Consider the following 16709-nt stretch of genomic DNA (forward strand, 5'->3'; position numbering starts at 1 on the left):
TCACCGCGCGGGCGCGGACTCCGCCGCGGCGCGCTCGCCCGCCGCCGCCCTCAGGTCGTCCAACCGCCGCAGGCTGGCCCGCCGTTGCACGAGGGACAGGCCGGCCACCGCGGCCCCGAGGACCAGCCAGCCCGCGGGACCCGCCGTCATGACCGCGCCGGTCAGCAGCAGCGGGCCGGCGGACTTCTGGACGGACTGGGCCATGCCGGCGACGCCGAGGTACGAGGCCCGTGCCTCCGGGGGCGCGAGGGAGACCGCCAGTTCCCAGGAGCTCACCGAGCGCATCAGCTCCGCCGCGGTGGCCAGCACCGCCGCGGCGAGCAGGGCCGCCGAGGCGCGCAGGATCCCGCCGCCGGCCGCGGCGGCCAGCAGGACGCAGCTCACGAGCGTCGTCACGCCGTAGAGGGCGACCGCGCGCGTCGCGGCCCGGGCGCCCTGGAACTGCGCCGAGACGCGCAGCTGTAGGAGGACGACGAGCACGGTGTTGACGACCAGGAAGGCCGGGATCAGGGCGTGCGGCGCCGTGGTGTGGCTGACCAGCCACAGCGGCAGGCCGACGCCCAGGATCGAGTCGTCCAGGTTCATCGGGATGTCCAGGAGGACGAACCGGAGGTAGCCGCGGTCCCGCCAGGCGCTCGTCCCGGTACCGGGCGCGGGGTCCGGGGCCGCGCCCTCGGCCGGCCCCGGCGCGGCGCCGCCGGGGGGTGCGGCCACGAGCCCGCGGCCGCGCGGCTCGCGGGTGCGCCACACGAGGACCGCGGCCACGAGGAACGACAGTGCGTTGGCCAGGATCAGCACCTGGTAGGCGCCCGGGGTGCCGACGGCGAGGCCGATGGCGGCGAGGCCGGCGCCGAGCGCGTAGCCGGCGTTGGCGGAACTGCGCGACAGTGCCTGGTAGGTGGCGCGCCGCTCGCCCGCGACCCGGGTGGCGAAGAGCATCTCCAGCGTCTTGGCCGCGCGGTCTCCCAGGTGGGTGACGGCGAAGACGGGCAGCAGCACCGCGAAGTCGGTGACGGCCAGCAGCGCGCAGAGCGTCCCGAGGCGGACCAGGTGGCAGCCGATCAGCAGGGCGCGGACCGGGAAGCGGTCGGCGAGGTGGCCGGCCAGCGGCGATCCGGCGATGCCCGCCGCTCCGGCCGCGCCGAGCAGCAGGCCGATCCGCCCGGCGTCGAGGCCGACGACGAAGGTGAAGTACAGGACGGAGGACGCGGCCCACACGCCCGTGCCCGCGCGGTCCAGCAGCTGGGCGAGCAGCATGATCCGCGCGTCCCGGCCGCCCGGCGGCCGGCGCAACTGCGCCAGCAGCCCGGCTTCCCCCCGCCGTGCCTTCCGGATCTCCCCGCCGCGCCGCATCCCAGCCCCCGCATCCACCGTCCATGTATCTCGACGTCGAGATACATGCGGAAGCCTGCCCCAATTCAATCTTGACGTCAAGATACTTGATGTCGATAGACCTGGACCGCCCGAGCGCTTCCGGCTGCCGTTGTCAGAGCCCTCCGATAGTTTCGGGAGTAGCCGAACCAGCAGGGGGATGAACGGACATGAGCGACCTCGCCACCAGTACGGACCTCGACGCGGCGATGGACCGGTACCGGGTCGAGCTCACCGGCTACTGCTACCGGATGCTCGGCTCCTCCTTCGACGCCGAGGACGCCGTGCAGGACACGTACGTCCGTGCCTGGCGGAGCTACGAGAAGTTCGAGGGCCGCTCCTCGCTGCGGTCGTGGCTGTACCGCATCGCCACCAACGTGTGCCTGGACCTGCTGAACGCGGGGAACAAGCGGGCCCGCCCGATGGACCTGACTTCCCCGCAGCACCAGGCCTCCGCCGTGCTCAGCGAGCGGCCCGAGGTGACCTGGCTGGAGCCGGTCCCGGACGGCCGGGTGCTGCCGCAGACCGCCGATCCGGCCGAGATGGCGCTGGCGAAGGAGTCCGTACGGCTGGCCTTCGTCGCGGCGCTGCAGCACCTGCCGCCGAAGCAGCGGGCGGTGCTGATCCTGCGCGAGGTGCTGGCCTGGAAGGCCGACGAGGTCGCGCAGCTGCTGGAGACCACGGTGGCCTCGGTGAACAGCGCGCTGCAGCGGGCACGGGCCACGCTGGCCGCGCAGGGCATCCGCGACAGCGATCCGGCGGACCCGCTGGACCCGGACCAGGCGAAGCTGCTGGAGCGGTACCTGTCGGCCTTCGAGGCGTACGACATCACGCGGCTCACCACGCTGCTGCACGAGGACGCGGTGCTGTCGATGCCGCCGTTCGACCTGTGGCTGCGCGGCCACGAGGACATCGCGGCCTGGCACCTGAACCAGGGCATCGGCTGCAAGGGCTCGCGGCTGGTCCCGACGACGGCGAACGGCATGCCGGCCTTCGGGCAGTACCGGCCGGCCGCCGACGGGAAGGGCCACACCCCGTGGGCGCTCCAGGTCCTGGAGATCTCAGGGGGCAGGATCGTCGGGCTCAACGCCTTCCTGGACACCGCCCGCTGGTTCCCGCTCTTCGGGCTCCCCGAGCAGCTCGACGAGTCCTACGAGGTCCAGCAGGGCGCGTAGGGCGGGGCCCGCGCCGGTCACGGTGAGGCCCCCGCGCCCCCGGGCGGTCAGCCGCAGCCGGGCCAGCACCTCGACCGCGGCCAGGTCCGGCGCGGTGACGGCCCGCGCGTCGCACTCCACCGCCGTCGCCCCGCCCTCGTACAGCCGGGCCAGCCGTGCGCACAGCCGCGCGGTGTCGCGCCGGGTCGGGCCGGGTCCGGGCAGCACGAGTCGTCTGATCTCCACGAGGGGGTGACTCCCCTACCCGCCCGAACTCATCGGCGGGTCCGCACCATGGCCCGGTGAATCCCCGCCGCGGCTCTGAGGTCAGGGGCGGGGGAAGCCGAAGGTGTCGAGGATGAGGTCGAACGGCTCGGGGAGATGGACGGCCTCGCCGAACTTGCCCGCGTGCAGAAGCCGGTACTTGCCGTCGCTGGGCTCACCGTACAGGTGGATGGTGGGGCTGCCCGTCGCGTGGGGATCGATGAGCAGGTAGAGCGGTACGCCCGCCGCGGCGTAGCCGTTGAGCTTGGCGACGCGGTCGCTGACTGCGTTCGACTTCGAGGTGACCTCGGCGACGAGTTCGGCGGCGGCCGCCGGAACGAATTTTCCCCCTTCCGGGACCTTCTCCCTCGGCACGACCGCGAGGTCCGGAACGTAGAGACCGCTCCGGCTCGGGACGGCTACGTTGAGGGTCTGGTGGACGCCCCAGCCATCGGGGATGACCGTGTACAGACGGCGCTGCACTGACTCCGCGATCAGGTTGTGGTCGTTGACGGGCGGTGGTGCCACGGTGATGATCCCCTCGATGATCTCCACCTTGCAGCCCTCCGGCCAGTCCATCTCCTCCCAGAGACGGACGACCGAATCCCAGTCGTCACCGCTCGGAGGCTGGTGCTCGACTGCGAGTGCGCTCATGGTGTGCTCCTCAATCGGTTCGTCACCGATCCCAGCATGCCGAACGGGACCGGCGGGGGTCCACCGATCCCGTTCACCCGAAAGGGAAGCGCAGGTCAGGCGATGCGGTCCAGGACGATCGGCGTGGCGGAGAAGGCCGTGCCGGCCGGGGCGATGTCGTACGTGCCCTCCAGGGAGGACAGGGCGTAGTTGAACTTCTCCGGGGTGTCCGTGTGCAGGGTCATCAGCGGCTGGCCGGCGGTGACGGTGTCGCCCGGCTTCGCGTGCAGCTCGACGCCCGCGCCGGCCTGCACCGGGTCCTCCTTGCGGGCGCGGCCGGCGCCGAGGCGCCAGGCGGCGACGCCGACCCCGTACGCGTCGAGGCGGGTCAGGACGCCCGAGGCCGGGGCGGTGACCACGTGCTGCTCGCGGGCCACCGGCAGGGTCGCGTCCGGGTCGCCGCCCTGGGCCGCGATCATCCGGCGCCAGTGGTCCATCGCGGAGCCGTCGGCCAGGGCCTTCGCCGGGTCGGCGTCCTTGATGCCCGCGGCGTCCAGCATCTCCTTGGCCAGCGCGATGGTCAGCTCCACGACGTCCGAGGGGCCGCCGCCGGCCAGGACCTCGACCGACTCGCGGACCTCGAGGGCGTTGCCGGCGGTCAGGCCGAGCGGGGTCGACATGTCGGTGATCAGCGCGACCGTCTTCACCCCGCTGTCCGTGCCGAGGCTGACCATCGTGTGGGCCAGCTCCTGCGCGTCCGCGAGGTTCTTCATGAAGGCGCCGGTGCCGACCTTCACGTCCAGGACGAGCGAGCCGGTGCCCTCGGCGATCTTCTTGGACATGATCGAGGAGGCGATCAGCGGGATGGCCTCGACGGTGCCGGTGACGTCACGCAGCGCGTAGAGCTTCTTGTCCGCCGGGGCCAGGCCGTCGCCGGCCGCGCAGATGACGGCGCCCGTGGTGTCGAGGACGTGCAGCATCTCCTCGTTGGAGAGCAGCGCGCGCCAGCCGGGGATCGACTCCAGCTTGTCGAGGGTGCCGCCGGTGTGGCCGAGGCCGCGGCCCGAGAGCTGCGGGACGGCCGCGCCACAGGCGGCGACGAGCGGGGCCAGGGGCAGGGTGATCTTGTCGCCCACGCCGCCGGTGGAGTGCTTGTCGGCGGTGGGGCGGGAAAGGGAGTCGAAGTTCATCCGCTCGCCGGAGGCGATCATCGCCGCGGTCCAGCGGGCGATCTCGGTGCGGTTCATGCCGTTCAGCAGGATGGCCATCGCCAGCGCCGACATCTGCTCGTCGGCGACGACACCGCGCGTGTACGCGTCGATGACCCAGTCGATCTGCTCCGGGCTCAGCTCGCCTCGGTCCCGCTTCGTACGGATGACGGAGATGACGTCCATGTGGTGCTTCCTTCTACGCGCATAGAGAGAGGGGTTTGCGGAAGTACGGCGGCCCTCCGCCCCCCGGGGGCGAAGGGCCGTCGGCACGGCTATCTCAAGTGGTCGGGCCCGAAGGCCTGGGGCAGCATCTCCGCCAGCGGAAGGATCCCCTTCGGGGTCTCCACCAGCAGGTCCGGTCCGCCGAATTCGAAGAGCAGCTGGCGGCAGCGGCCGCACGGCACGAGGATCTCGCCCCGGCCGTCGACGCACGTGAAGTGCGTGAGGCGGCCACCGCCGGTGGCCTGGAGGGAGGAGACCAGGCCGCACTCGGCGCACAGGCTGAGTCCGTAGCTCGCGTTCTCGACGTTGCAGCCCACGACGGTACGGCCGTCGTCGACGAGGGCGGCGACCCCGACCGAGAAGCCCGAGTACGGGGCGTACGCCCGGGACATCGCGTCCCGGGCGGCCGTCCGCAGGGCTTCCCAGTCCACGGCGTGGGCCGGGGTCACTTGCCCTGACCCTTGCGGTACGGCATGCCGTCCGCCTTGGGCATCCGCAGGCGCTGCGCGGACAGGGCGAGCACCAGCAGCGTGGTCACGTACGGCGCCGCGTCCACGAACTGGCTGGGCACCGAGTCGGTCATCGCGTACCAGACGAACAGCAGCGCGGCGAAGACCGCCGAGATGCCGGCCTGCAGGTACTTCTTCTTGTAGAGCTGCCAGGCGCAGACGAGCACCAGCACGATGGCGATCAGCAGCAGCATCGCGTGGACGTTCGTGGCGCCACCGCGCAGCTTGAGGCTGTCGATGAAGCCGAACAGGCCCGCGCCCAGCGCCATGCCGCCCGGCATCCAGTTACCGAAGATCATCGCGGCGAGGCCGATGTAGCCGCGGCCGCCGGTCTGGCCCTCCTGGTAGATCGGGCTGGCGACGATCGACAGGAACGCGCCGCCGAGGCCGGCCAGGCCGCCCGAGACGATCACGGCGATGTACTTGTACTTGTAGACGTTGACGCCCAGCGACTCGGCGGCGATCGGGTTCTCACCGCAGGAGCGCAGCCGCAGACCGAAGGTGGTCCGCCACAGCACCCACCAGGTGGCCGGGATCAGCAGCAGGGCGACGACGGTAAGCAGCGACAGCTCCGTGACCAGACCGCCGATGACGCCGGCGAGGTCCGAGACGAAGAACCAGTGCTCGGCCTGGAGATCGGACATCCAGTCGGACAACCCCGGAACGGTGATCTTGTAGATCGGCTCGACCTGCGGCGACTGCTTGGAGGAGCCGCCCGGCGCGTCCGCGAAGGTGAAGTTCGACAGGTACTGGGTGAAGCCCAGCGCCAGGATGTTGACGGCCACACCGGAGACGATGTGGTTGACGTTGAAGGTGATCGTGATGATCGCGTGCAGCAGGCCGCCGATGGCGCCGCCGATGATGCCGGCCATGACGCCGGTCCACGGACCCCACTGGTAGCCGGCCCAGGCACCGAACCAGGTGCCGAGGATCATCATGCCCTCGAGGCCGATGTTGACGACGCCCGCGCGCTCGGCCCACAGGCCGCCGAGGCCGGCGAGGCCGATCGGTACGGCGAGCGAGAGGGCGCCGGAGACCTGGCCGACCGAGGTCAGGTCGTTCGCGCCGCTGATCAGGCGGACCAGCGAGACCAGCGCGAGGCTGCCCGCGATGATCAGCATGATCCAGGGCAGGGTGAGCTTCTTGCGGCCGCCGGACTTCTTCGGGGCGGCGGCCGTCGCGGAGACAGTGCTGGTGCTCACGCCGCGACCTCCTTGTCGGTCTTGATGGCGTGCCCGGCGGCGAGCTCCTCGCCGACCCTCTGCTGCTGGCGCCGGATGCCGTAGCGGCCGACGAGTTCGTACGAGACGACGACCGCGATCACGATCAGGCCCTTCATGATCGTGCCGATCTCCTTGGCGTACCCGGCCTGGTCGAGCGAGGCCGAGGCCTTGTCGATGAAGGCCATCAGGAACGCGGCGAAGAGCATGCCGACCGGGCTGTTGCGGCCGAGCAGCGCGATGGTGATGCCGGTGAAGCCGACACCGACCGGGAAGGCCAGGTTGTAGGTGTGCGTCTCGCCCAGCAGCTGCGGCATGCCGGCGAGACCCGCGACCGCACCGGAGATGAGCATCGAGGTGATGATCATCTTCTTGGCGTCGACGCCGGAGGCCTGGGCGGCGGACTCACTGGCACCGGTGGCGCGCAGGTCGAAGCCGAAACGGGTCCGGTTGAGCGCGAACCAGTAGACGATGCCGAGGGCGAAGGCCACGAAGGTGAAGCCGTAGAGCTCCAGCCCGTCGCCGAGGGACACGGCCGGGAACCAGCCCGACTCGGCGATGTCGCCGGTCGTCAGGTCGTTGGAGCCCTCGATCTGGACGCCGAGGTTCTTCGTCAGCATCAGCCAGGCGATCAGGCTGGTCGCGATGGCGTTCAGCATGATCGTGGAGACGACCTCGCTCACCCCGCGCTTGGCCTTGAGGACACCGGCGATACCGGACCAGAAGGCACCGACGAACATCGCCACGAGCAGGATCAGCAGCAGGTGCAGCGGGCCCGGCAGGGCCACGGCCGCACCGACCACGGCGGAGAGCATCGCCGCGAGGCGGTACTGGCCGTCGACGCCGATGTTGAAGAGGTTCATCCTGAAGCCGATGGCCACGGCCAGGGCCGCCAGGTAGTACGTACCGGCCTGGTTCACGATGAGGACCTGGACGTCCTCGTAGCCGGCGTTCTCCACCATGAGGCGCAGCGGCTCGATCGGGTCGATGCCCGTCGCGGCCAGCACGATCATGGTCAGCAGGAAGGCGCTGACCAGGGCGAGCACGGGCCCGGCGAAGCCGAGGAGCAGCCGGTCCTTGTCGAATTTCTTCATCGGGCCTCGTCCTCCGTCGTGTCACCGTCGGCAGCGGCGGAGTGGTTGTCGGTTGCTTCCAGGTGCCCCGAAGCGGCGCCCGTCATGGCGGTGCCGAGCTCCTCGGGGGTGACGGTCGCGGGGTCGGCGTCCGCGACCAGGCGGCCGCGGTAGATCACGCGCAGGGTGTCGGACAGGCCGATGAGCTCGTCCAGGTCCGCGGAGATGAGCAGGACGGCCAGGCCCTCACGGCGGGCCTCGCGGATCGCGTCCCAGATCTGCGCCTGCGCACCGACGTCCACACCACGGGTGGGGTGGGCGGCGATGAGGAACTTCGGGTTGTGGCTCATCTCGCGGCCGACGATCAGCTTCTGCTGGTTGCCGCCGGAGAGCGAGGCCGCGGTGACCTCGATGCCCGGGGTGCGGACGTCGTACTCGCGCACGATCCGCTCGGTGTCCTTGCGGGCCGCCTTCGGGTCGAGGATGCCCTTCTTGGAGTTGGGCGCCTCGGTGACGTGGCCGAGGATCCGGTTCTCCCAGAGCGGGGACTCCAGCAGCAGGCCGTGGCGGTGGCGGTCCTCGGGGATGTACCCGATGCCGCCCTCGCGGCGCTTGCGCACCGAGGTCTTGGTGATGTCCGTGCCGTCCAGCGTGATCACGCCCGCGTCGGCGGCGGCCATGCCCATGAGGGCTTCGATCAGCTCGGTCTGGCCGTTGCCCTCGACACCGGCGATGCCGAGGATCTCGCCCTTGTGGATCGTGAAGCTGATGTCGTCCAGCAGGAGGCGGCCGGTCTCGACGTTCTCCACGGTCGCGGAGTCCGCGGCGCCCGCGGGAACCAGGACCTCCGGCTCGGCGACGACGACGTCGCTCGCGGCGAGGGTCAGGTTCTTCACCTGGAGCATAGGGACGTCGGTCACCGTCGACTCGCGGGTCTCGGGCGACGGCAGCTCGGAGCCGACCATCAGCTCGGCGAGCTGCTTGGTGGTGGCGGTCTTCGGGTCGGCGGTGCCGACCGTGGTGCCGCGCCGGATGACGGTGATGTCGTCGGCGACCTTCAGCACCTCGCCCAGCTTGTGCGAGATGAAGATGACGGTCAGGCCCTCGGCCTTGAGCTCGCGCAGGTTGTCGAAGAGGGCGTCCACCTCCTGCGGCACGAGCACTGCGGTCGGCTCGTCGAGGATGAGGATCTTCGCGCCGCGGTAGAGGACCTTGAGGATCTCCACGCGCTGCCGGTCGGCGACACCGAGGTCCTCGACCAGGACGTCGGGGCGCACGCCGAGGCCGTACGCGTCCGAGATCTCCTTGATCTTCTTACGGGCCTTGGCGCCGATGCCGTAGAGCTTCTCGCCGCCGAGAACCACGTTCTCCAGGACGGTGAGGTTGTCGGCGAGCATGAAGTGCTGGTGCACCATGCCGATGCCGAGGGCGATGGCGTCGCCGGGGGTGCTGAAGGAGACCTGCTGCCCGTCGATGGCGATGGTGCCCTCGTCCGGCTTCTGCATGCCGTAGAGGATCTTCATCAGGGTCGACTTGCCGGCGCCGTTCTCGCCGATCAAGGCATGGACCGTGCCCTTGCGGACGGTGATCGCGATGTCCTTGTTGGCGACGACGCCGGGGAAGCGCTTGGTGATGCCGTGCAGTTCTACGGCGTGGGGCGGGCTGGACGCGTTGATGACGCACTCTCCTTGGCGCGGAAGGAGCGGAAGGCAGGGGGGGGGGACAGGGCGGGGAGTGAAAGTATCGCGTCCACGATGCTTCTACGCGCGTAGCACTGTCGGAAGTGAAAACTAGCGGCCACGGGGCCGCTCGGTCACAGAATAGTGATCACAGAACGTGGCTCGGGGCCCGGGATGCGATCGAGACCGCTTCCCGGACCCCGGAGACCAGGACTACATGTCAGCGACGGCCTTACGGCTGGGTCTTGACCTTGATCTTGCTGGCGATGATGTCGGCCTTGGCCTTCTCCACCGCGGCGATGACGTCGGCCATCTCCTTGTACTTCGGGTTGGAGTCGGCCAGGCCGACGCCGTCCTTGTCCAGGCCGTAGCGGATCTCACCGGTGGTCGGCTTGCCGTCCTGGACCGACTTGATCACGTTGAAGACGGAGTCCTCGACGTCCTTCGTGACCGAGGTCAGGATGGAGTCCTTGTACTTCGCCAGACCGGCCTGGTTGTACTGGTCGGAGTCGACACCGATGGCCCACTTGCCCTTGGCCGAAGCGGCCTCGATGGCACCGGAACCCGCGAGACCGGCGGCGGCGTAGACAACGTCCGCGCCCGCGTCGATCTGACCCTGCGCGGCGGCCTTGCCGAGGTCGGGCTTGGCGAAACCGTCGAAGTTCGGCGGCTGGGTCAGGTACTGGGAGAGCACCTTGGCGTTCGGGTTGGTGTCCTTGACGCCCTGGGTGAAGCCCGCCTCGAACTTCTTGATCAGCGGAACCTCGACACCGCCGATGAAGCCGACCGTGCCGGTCTTGGACACCTTGGCGGCGGCGACGCCGGCCAGGTAGGAGCCCTGCTCCTCGTTGAAGACGAGGTTGGCGATGTTCGGGCCGGTCACCGAGGTGTCGTCGATGATGGCGAAGGTGGTGTCCGGGAACTTCGGCGCGACCTTCTTGATGGCCGGGGCATAGGCGAAACCGACGCCGATGACCGGGTTGTTGCCCTTGCGGGCAAGCTCGGTGAGGCGCTGGACCTTGTCGGCCTCGCCCTCACCGTCGGTGGGCTCCGCCTCGGCGCCCTTGATCTTCAGATCGGTTTCGGCCTTCTTCAGGCCGGCGTAGGCGGCGTCGTTGAACGACTGGTCGCCGCGGCCACCGATGTCGTACGCGATGGCAGCGGACTTCTGACCCGACTCCGAGGGGGAGGAGGAGGAGGTGTCAGAGGACTTCTTACCGCCACAGGCGGTGGCCGAGAGGGCCAGCGCCGCGGACGCGATGCCCACGGTGGCGATCCTGGTGATCCGGCGCAAGGGGAGGCTCCTTCAAAACCTGACCGAAGCGCCACGACCGGCGCTGGTTTCGCGGCGATCGTAACGCGCGTAGATGTCAGTTAAAGGCCCGTTCATGAGTCGTTATCGGATCGTCGTGAACCGGACAGTGACCGATTGGTGACTCCTCACGCGCCCAGCCCTTGTGTACCAAGGGCCGGACACGCCCGACGGAAGATCCGTCGATGTTGTAAGGAGCCTCGCCCCGGCCGCTACCTGGCGGGCCCGGCCCGCCGCCCGTCCAGCAGCGCGGCGGCCGTGAAGAACTCCACGCCGACCGCGATCGCGTCCTCGTCCACGTCGAAGTCCCCGCGGTGCAGATCGTGCTTGGCGGTGTCGCCGGGTGCGCGGACCCCCAGGCGGGCCATGGCGCCCGGAACGTGCTCCAGGTACCAGGAGAAGTCCTCCCCGCCCAGGCTCTGCTCGGTGTCCTCGACCGACTCGGTGCCGCAGCGGGCCGCCATCGCCTCGCGCAGCAATTCGGTGATCACCGGGTCGTTGACCACCGGCGGCACCCCGCGCACGTGGTCGATGTCGAACTTGGCCCCGTGCATGGTCGCGATCTCGTCGATCGCCGCGTGGATCATGTCCGGCGCCTCGTGCCAGGCGTTCAGGTCCAGGCACCGGACGGTTCCGGACAGCTCGGCGTGCATCGGGATGACGTTGCAGGCGTGCCCGGCCTCGATCCGGCCCCAGGTGACCGACATGCCCGAGCGGGCGTCCATCCGGCGGGCCAGCAGGGCCGGGGCGTCGACGGCCACCCGGGCGGCGGCCGTCACCAGGTCGGTGGTCAGGTGCGGCCGGGCGGTGTGCCCGCCGGAGCCGGTGAGGGTGACCTCCAGCCGGTCGCAGGCCGAGGTGATGGGGCCGGCCCGCAGCCCGATCCGCCCCGCGTCGACCCGGGGGTCGCAGTGCACGGCGACGATCCTGCCCACGCCGTCCAGCACCCCGGAGTCGATGGCATCGGTGGCCCCGCCGGGGAGCACCTCCTCGGCGGGCTGGAAGAGCAGCCGTACGGGGCGGGGCAGCAGCCCCTGCCGGTCGAGCTCGGCGAGCACCAGGCCGGCGCCGAGGACGACCGCGGTGTGCACGTCGTGGCCGCAGGCGTGGGCGCGGTCCGGGAAGGTCGAGCGGTACGAGACGTGCGTCTTGGCATCCGGGATGGGCAGGGCGTCGATGTCCGCGCGCAGGGCCAGCATCGGCCGGCCCCCGTCCCAGGTGCCGACGTCACAGATCAGGCCCGTGCCGGACTTCAGCACCCGTGGTCGCAGGCCGGCTTCCTCCAGCCGGGCCTTGATCGCCGCGGTGGTACGGAATTCCTGGTGTCCGAGCTCCGGGTGCATGTGCAAGTCCCGGCGGAAGGCGATCAGTTCGGTACGCAGGTGGTCCGGAAGTGTGCCGGGCAGCTCGGGCCGGTCGGACGCGGCGGGCTGGGCGGTCTGGGACTCGCGGGACATCAACTGGTTCACCCGTTGAAGGGTAGGCGCACGGACGGGTCAACTGGCCGGGGATCCCGAAAAGTTCATGCCGTTAGGGGAAAGAAACGCGGCCTCTGGCGCATGACCGGGTGCCCCCGGGGGTAAACTCGCGCGCTCATCCGGCCGTGGGAGCCGCCTGGGCAGGGAGTCTGCGCACATCACGGGCGGTGTCGGTGACCCCGGCGAGGAAACTGCGGGCGCGCGCGGACGCGGACCCGGTGAGCCAGGCGGGGTCCACATCGCATACGGCGACGGTCACACCGGTACCGGTCAGGGCGTACGGCAGCGTGTGGACGACCGTGGACGGAAAGCTGACGATCGTCCGGCCGACCGGACCGCGCCGCGCGATCAGCTCCAGCGGCAGGTCCGGGCGGACGATCTCCAGCCCGGTCGCCCGGCTCAGCGCGCGCAGCTTCTCCGGGGACTCGCGGCGGTGCGCGAAGTAGCGGGTGGCGCCGTGCTCCAGGGTGAGGGCGCGCACGGCTTCCAGGTAGCGGGCCGGGTCCACCACACCGGTCTCCACCAGCGAGGTGCCGACCAGGTCGGTGCCCTTGGTCAGGCGGGGCGGGCCGAAGCGGGCGCGGGTCCAGGCGAAGTCGTTGACCCGCAGGGTCATGGCGCCGTGGGCGGTGACGGGCATCGAGCTGAACACCTCGACGCGGTGGCCGCGGCCCCGGACGGGGGTGAAGCGGCGGCGCGCGGTCGCCGAGACGGGCGCGTACACCAGCTCGCGGACCCGGCCGGGCAGTCCCCCGCCGCCGGCCCGGTGCCAGCGTACGAGGCGTTCGCCGCGGGCGGTCTGGGCGACGAACTCCATCGTGGCGGTGCCGTCGTCGACCACGACGAGCTCCTCGGCGCGCACGAGGGTGAGCAGCAGCTGGACGTAGCGCGAGAAGGGGTCGCCGATGACGACCGTGCGCGCCGCGCGGACGTCGCGCGCCAGCGCGGCCAGCGCCTTCAGCGGCGCGAACCGGCTGCCGCGCGCCTCCTGCCAGCACACCTCGTACCCCTCGTCCCGGGCCAGCGCGGCCATCCGGCGCAGCTGGCCGCGGGACATGGGGTCGGTGGGCGGCAGGACGACGATCCTCAGCGATGGCCCCGCGCCCGCCGGAGCGGGTTCGCCGCCGGGTCCGGCCCCGCCGCCCCCCTCCGCGCGGGCCCGGTCCGGGCCGGGTTCCGCCCCGCCGGCGCGGGACCCCCGCTGGCGCGGGACCCCGTCCAGCTGCGGCTGCTGCGGGCCGGGGCCCGCCGGGGCGCTGCGCGCGTGCGCCCACTCCAGCACGTTGAGGAGTTGGACCGGGCTCTCGACGAACGCCAGGGTGGAGGCGGAGGGGGGCACCACGTACTCCTTGTCAGGGGGCGGAACTCGTACGCGCCGAACCGCAGGTCAGACGGCTGCCAGCTCGCCCCGGACGCGGCGGAGCTTCTTCATGGGGCCGAGCTCGGACTCGTAGACCCGCTTGACCCCGTCGCCGAGGGCGGTCTCGATGGTGCGGATGTCGCGGACCAGGCGGGTCAGGCCGCCGGGCTCGACCGAGGCGGCCTGGTCGGAGCCCCACATCGCGCGGTCGAGGGTGATGTGCCGCTCGACGAAGGTGGCGCCGAGGGCGACGGCGGCGAGGGTGGTCTGCAGACCCGTCTCGTGACCGGAGTAGCCGATCGGGACGTTGGGGTACTCGTCCCGCAGGGTGTCGATGACCCGCAGGTTGAGCTCCTCGGCCTTGGCCGGGTAGGTGGAAGTGGCGTGGCAGAGGAGGATGTTGGCGCTGCCGAGCACCTCCACCGCGTGGCGGATCTGCTGCGGGGTGGACATCCCGGTGGACAGCACGACGGTGCGGCCGGTGGCGCGCAGGGCGCGCAGCAGCTCGTCGTCGGTGAGGGAGGCGGAGGCCACCTTGTGGGCGGGTACGTCGAACTTCTCCAGGAAGGCGACCGCCTCGGTGTCCCACGGGGAGGCGAACCAGTCGATGCCGCGCTTGGCGCAGTGCTCGTCGATGGCGCGGTACTCGTCCTCGCCGAACTCGACCTTGTGGCGGTAGTCGATGTAGGTCATCCGGCCCCAGGGGGTGTCGCGTTCGATGTCCCACTGGTCGCGCGGGGTGCAGATCTCCGGGGTGCGCTTCTGGAACTTCACGGCGTCGCAGCCGGCTTCGGCGGCGGCGTCGATCAGGGCGAAGGCGTTGCCGAGGTCGCCGTTGTGGTTGATGCCGATCTCGCCGACGACGTAGACGGGGCGGCCGGGGCCCGCGGTGCGCGCTCCGAAGGCACGGAGGCGGGGGTCGGGGGTGGAGGTCATGGCAGGGGGCGTCCTTCGGTGCGGGGGTGTGCGGGGTGTGGGCTGCGGGTCGGGGTGGGGCTGGGGGTGTGGCTCGGTGTGCGGGGATGAGCGGGGTGCGGGGTGCGGGTCGAGCAGGGGCGCGAGCAGGCGGGCGCGTTCCAGGTCGTGCGGGTCGTCGATCTCCAGGACCCGGGAGGGGTCGGTGGTGACGGGCAGGGTGCGGCCGAAGAAGCGGTGGCGGGCGGCGCGGAAGCCGTCGGCGTCCATCGCGTAGGCGGCGCCGGTCTCCAGCAGGTCCTGCGGCCGGTCCTGGCGCCGGGGGCGGTACGCCTGGTCGTGGTTGACCCCGACTCCGGAGCCGTCGGCTCCGGAGCGCCAGAGGAACCCGTGGAAGGGGGCCGCGGTCAGGGCCGAGTCGGCCGCCCCGGAGGCGACGGCCACGGCGACCGACTCGACGTCGGAGGCGGTGAGGAAGGGGCTCGTGCACTGGACGAGGAGGACCACGTCCACGCTGACGGAGTGCAGTTCCTCGAAGGCGGCGAGCGCGTGCAGGAGGGCGGCCTCGCTGCTCGCGGTGTCGCCGGAGATCGCGGTCGGACGGGCGATCACGTCGGCTCCGGCGGCGCGGGCGGCTTCGGCGATCGCGCCGGAGTCCGTGGAGACCACCACGTCGGTGACAGTCGGCGCGGAGCGGCAGGCCCGGACGGCGCGGGCGACGAGCGGGGTGCCGGCGACCTCGGCGAGGTTCTTGCCCGGAACCCCCTTGGAGCCGCCGCGGGCCGGGATCACGGCGAGGACGCGGGGGCTCACAGCTCCCCCAGCCTGCGGATCACCGGCGCGACGCGCTGCACGCCGTGCCGGTACGCACCGCGCGCGGCCTCGCGCAGGTGGGCGCGGAGCCGGCGGCGCAGCCGGGACTCCCCCGCGGACGGGCGCACCGCACCGGGCAGCGGGGTGCCGTCGGGGGCGAGGTGGTGGCGGGCGAGGATCCCGGGCAGGTACCGGGGGGCGGTGGTGAGCGTGTAGTACGGCGCGGGGGCGGGCAGCCGGGCCGCGGCCACCAGCCCGGCGACCTTGGCCCGGGCGACGGCGTAGGCGTCGTGCGGCGCGCCTGCGGCGGGCTCGGCGGACGGATGCGCGGCCTCGGCCGGTTCGGCCGCACCCGGTTCGGCCGCACCCGGTTCGGCGGCGACCGGTTCGGCGGCGACCGGTTCGGCGGCGACCGGTTCGGCGGCGACCGGCGCGGCCGTGGCCCGGCCCGGGAGTACGCCCTGGGCCGCCAGCCAGAGCGGATCGCCCTCCGGGAGGAGGCCGGAGTCGAGCTGGTCCCACGAGGCCAGGCAGCCGGAGCCCAGGAAGTGGTGGTTGCCGAGGGCCTCGCGGATGCCGAGGTCGGTGAGGATCGCCGTCGGGATGGAGCGGTGCAGGGATTCCAGGGCGGCGGTGGAGGAGACGGTGACCAGCAGGTCGGTGCCGTCCAGCACCTCGCCCATGTTCCCGTACACCAGACGGCAGTTGGCGGGCAGTCCGCCCGGGATCTTCTCCGCGAGCCGCTGGTACGGCTGCTCCTCCAGGTGCGTGGTGTGCTCCCCGGGCTTGCTGCGCAGTTTGATCAGCACCTCCCGCTCGGGGTGCAGCCGCGCGTGCCCGGCGGCCCGTTCCAGCAGGTAGGCGCGGTCGGCGCGGCTGTCGGGCACGGAGGGCTGGACGGCGAAGACCACGGTGTGGGCCCTGCTGCCGGCCGGCTCGTACGGCGCCCCGCCCAGGAAGGGCAGCGCGGTCTCGGTGACGGCTCCGGCGTCCGCGCCGACCCCCTCGTACACGGCGCGGAAACGCTCCGCGTCGTGGCGGGAGTTGGCGAGGACGAGGTCGGCCCCGTGCCGCAGCAGCAGCCCGTCGGCGAGCTTCTCGTATACGACACCGACGTATCCGGTGACGAGTACGGGGCGCTTCGCCGGGGTCGGCCACAGGGCGCGGGCCCCGTGCAGGACGGCCTGGACGGCCCCTCCGACGAGGGCGAGGACGACCACGTCGTAGCGCTCCCGCCCGATCTCGGCGAGGAACTCCGCGCAGGTCACCTCGGTCAGCCGGTCGGCCCGCACCCCCACCTCACCGAGCTGGCGCGCGGTGGGTGTGGCGCGGCCGCGCAGCAGGTATCCGGTGAGCTGGTGGTCGGGCACGAGACGGCGGGCGGTGAGTGCGCCCCATTTCCATCGCGTATCGGAATCGGCGAGTACGGCGACGCGTTTGCGTTCTGGCACGCGGCAGAAGCTATTCCGCAATTTCGGTGATCGGCCCAACGAAC

At 71.6% G+C, this 16709-nt stretch carries 14 protein-coding genes and 1 pseudogene; 1 reads left to right on the top strand and 14 read right to left on the bottom strand.

What is annotated here, in order from left to right; translation table 11 throughout:
• Complete coding sequence (locus RIU97_RS15585; RefSeq protein WP_404957224.1) at positions 1–1371, bottom strand: MFS transporter; 1371 nt, start codon at positions 1369–1371, stop codon at positions 1–3.
• A 170-nt stretch (positions 1372–1541) separates the two neighbouring features.
• Here RIU97_RS15585 and RIU97_RS15590 point away from each other — a divergent pair, with 170 nt between their 5' ends.
• The gene (locus RIU97_RS15590; RefSeq protein WP_404957226.1) at positions 1542–2546 is read left to right on the top strand and encodes a sigma-70 family RNA polymerase sigma factor; all 1005 of its coding nucleotides are present in this window, start codon (positions 1542–1544) and stop codon (positions 2544–2546) included.
• On the opposite strand, the gene RIU97_RS15595 is transcribed toward RIU97_RS15590, so the two are convergent.
• The 13 genes and pseudogenes from RIU97_RS15595 to RIU97_RS15655 all read right to left on the bottom strand — a co-directional run bounded on the left by RIU97_RS15595 (position 2433) and on the right by RIU97_RS15655 (position 16665).
• Complete coding sequence (locus tag RIU97_RS15595) at positions 2433–2771, bottom strand: STAS domain-containing protein (RefSeq protein WP_404957228.1); 339 nt, start codon at positions 2769–2771, stop codon at positions 2433–2435. The two genes, RIU97_RS15590 and RIU97_RS15595, sit on opposite strands and share 114 nt — an antisense overlap.
• A gap of 81 nt (positions 2772–2852) precedes the next feature.
• Positions 2853–3443 carry a Uma2 family endonuclease gene (locus tag RIU97_RS15600; protein ID WP_404957230.1) on the bottom strand — a complete coding sequence of 197 codons (591 nt, stop codon included), beginning with the start codon at positions 3441–3443 and terminating at the stop codon, positions 2853–2855.
• A 95-nt stretch (positions 3444–3538) separates the two neighbouring features.
• Positions 3539–4816 carry a thymidine phosphorylase gene (locus tag RIU97_RS15605; protein ID WP_404957232.1) on the bottom strand — a complete coding sequence of 426 codons (1278 nt, stop codon included), beginning with the start codon at positions 4814–4816 and terminating at the stop codon, positions 3539–3541.
• An 89-nt stretch (positions 4817–4905) separates the two neighbouring features.
• On the bottom strand, positions 4906–5304 hold the full coding sequence (locus tag RIU97_RS15610) for a cytidine deaminase (RefSeq protein ID WP_319724002.1): 399 nt from the start codon (positions 5302–5304) through the stop codon (positions 4906–4908).
• Positions 5301–6566, bottom strand: a complete 1266-nt coding sequence (locus RIU97_RS15615; protein ID WP_404957234.1) for an ABC transporter permease — start codon at positions 6564–6566, stop codon at positions 5301–5303. Before RIU97_RS15615 ends, RIU97_RS15610 begins: the two co-directional genes overlap by 4 nt.
• On the bottom strand, positions 6563–7678 hold the full coding sequence (locus RIU97_RS15620) for an ABC transporter permease (RefSeq protein ID WP_404957236.1): 1116 nt from the start codon (positions 7676–7678) through the stop codon (positions 6563–6565). The genes RIU97_RS15615 and RIU97_RS15620 overlap by 4 nt, the downstream gene beginning before the upstream one ends.
• Positions 7675–9333: an ABC transporter ATP-binding protein gene (locus tag RIU97_RS15625; RefSeq protein ID WP_404962847.1), complete on the bottom strand. Its 1659-nt coding sequence runs from the start codon at positions 9331–9333 to the stop codon at positions 7675–7677. The genes RIU97_RS15620 and RIU97_RS15625 overlap by 4 nt, the downstream gene beginning before the upstream one ends.
• A 235-nt stretch (positions 9334–9568) precedes the next feature.
• Positions 9569–10630 carry a BMP family protein gene (locus tag RIU97_RS15630; protein WP_404957238.1) on the bottom strand — a complete coding sequence of 354 codons (1062 nt, stop codon included), beginning with the start codon at positions 10628–10630 and terminating at the stop codon, positions 9569–9571.
• A 230-nt stretch (positions 10631–10860) separates the two neighbouring features.
• On the bottom strand, positions 10861–12105 hold the full coding sequence (locus tag RIU97_RS15635; protein ID WP_404962848.1) for an amidohydrolase: 1245 nt from the start codon (positions 12103–12105) through the stop codon (positions 10861–10863).
• Positions 12106–12241: 136 nt separating this feature from the next.
• Positions 12242–13465 carry a hypothetical protein gene (locus tag RIU97_RS15640; protein ID WP_404957240.1) on the bottom strand — a complete coding sequence of 408 codons (1224 nt, stop codon included), beginning with the start codon at positions 13463–13465 and terminating at the stop codon, positions 12242–12244.
• A gap of 48 nt (positions 13466–13513) precedes the next feature.
• A complete protein-coding gene (locus RIU97_RS15645) occupies positions 13514–14422 on the bottom strand; it encodes an N-acetylneuraminate synthase family protein (RefSeq protein ID WP_404962849.1) in 909 nt (302 codons plus the stop codon).
• A gap of 423 nt (positions 14423–14845) precedes the next feature.
• Positions 14846–15214: pseudogene (locus RIU97_RS15650) on the bottom strand (cytidylyltransferase domain-containing protein); the annotation flags it as partial.
• Complete coding sequence (locus RIU97_RS15655) at positions 15211–16665, bottom strand: DUF6716 putative glycosyltransferase (protein ID WP_404957242.1); 1455 nt, start codon at positions 16663–16665, stop codon at positions 15211–15213. The gene RIU97_RS15655 and the pseudogene RIU97_RS15650, both read right to left, overlap by 4 nt.
• Between the last annotated feature and the right edge of the window lie 44 nt (positions 16666–16709).

It is taken from the genome of Streptomyces sp. 147326, assembly GCF_045000215.1.
In the GTDB taxonomy this organism is placed as follows: Bacteria; Actinomycetota; Actinomycetes; order Streptomycetales; family Streptomycetaceae; genus Streptomyces.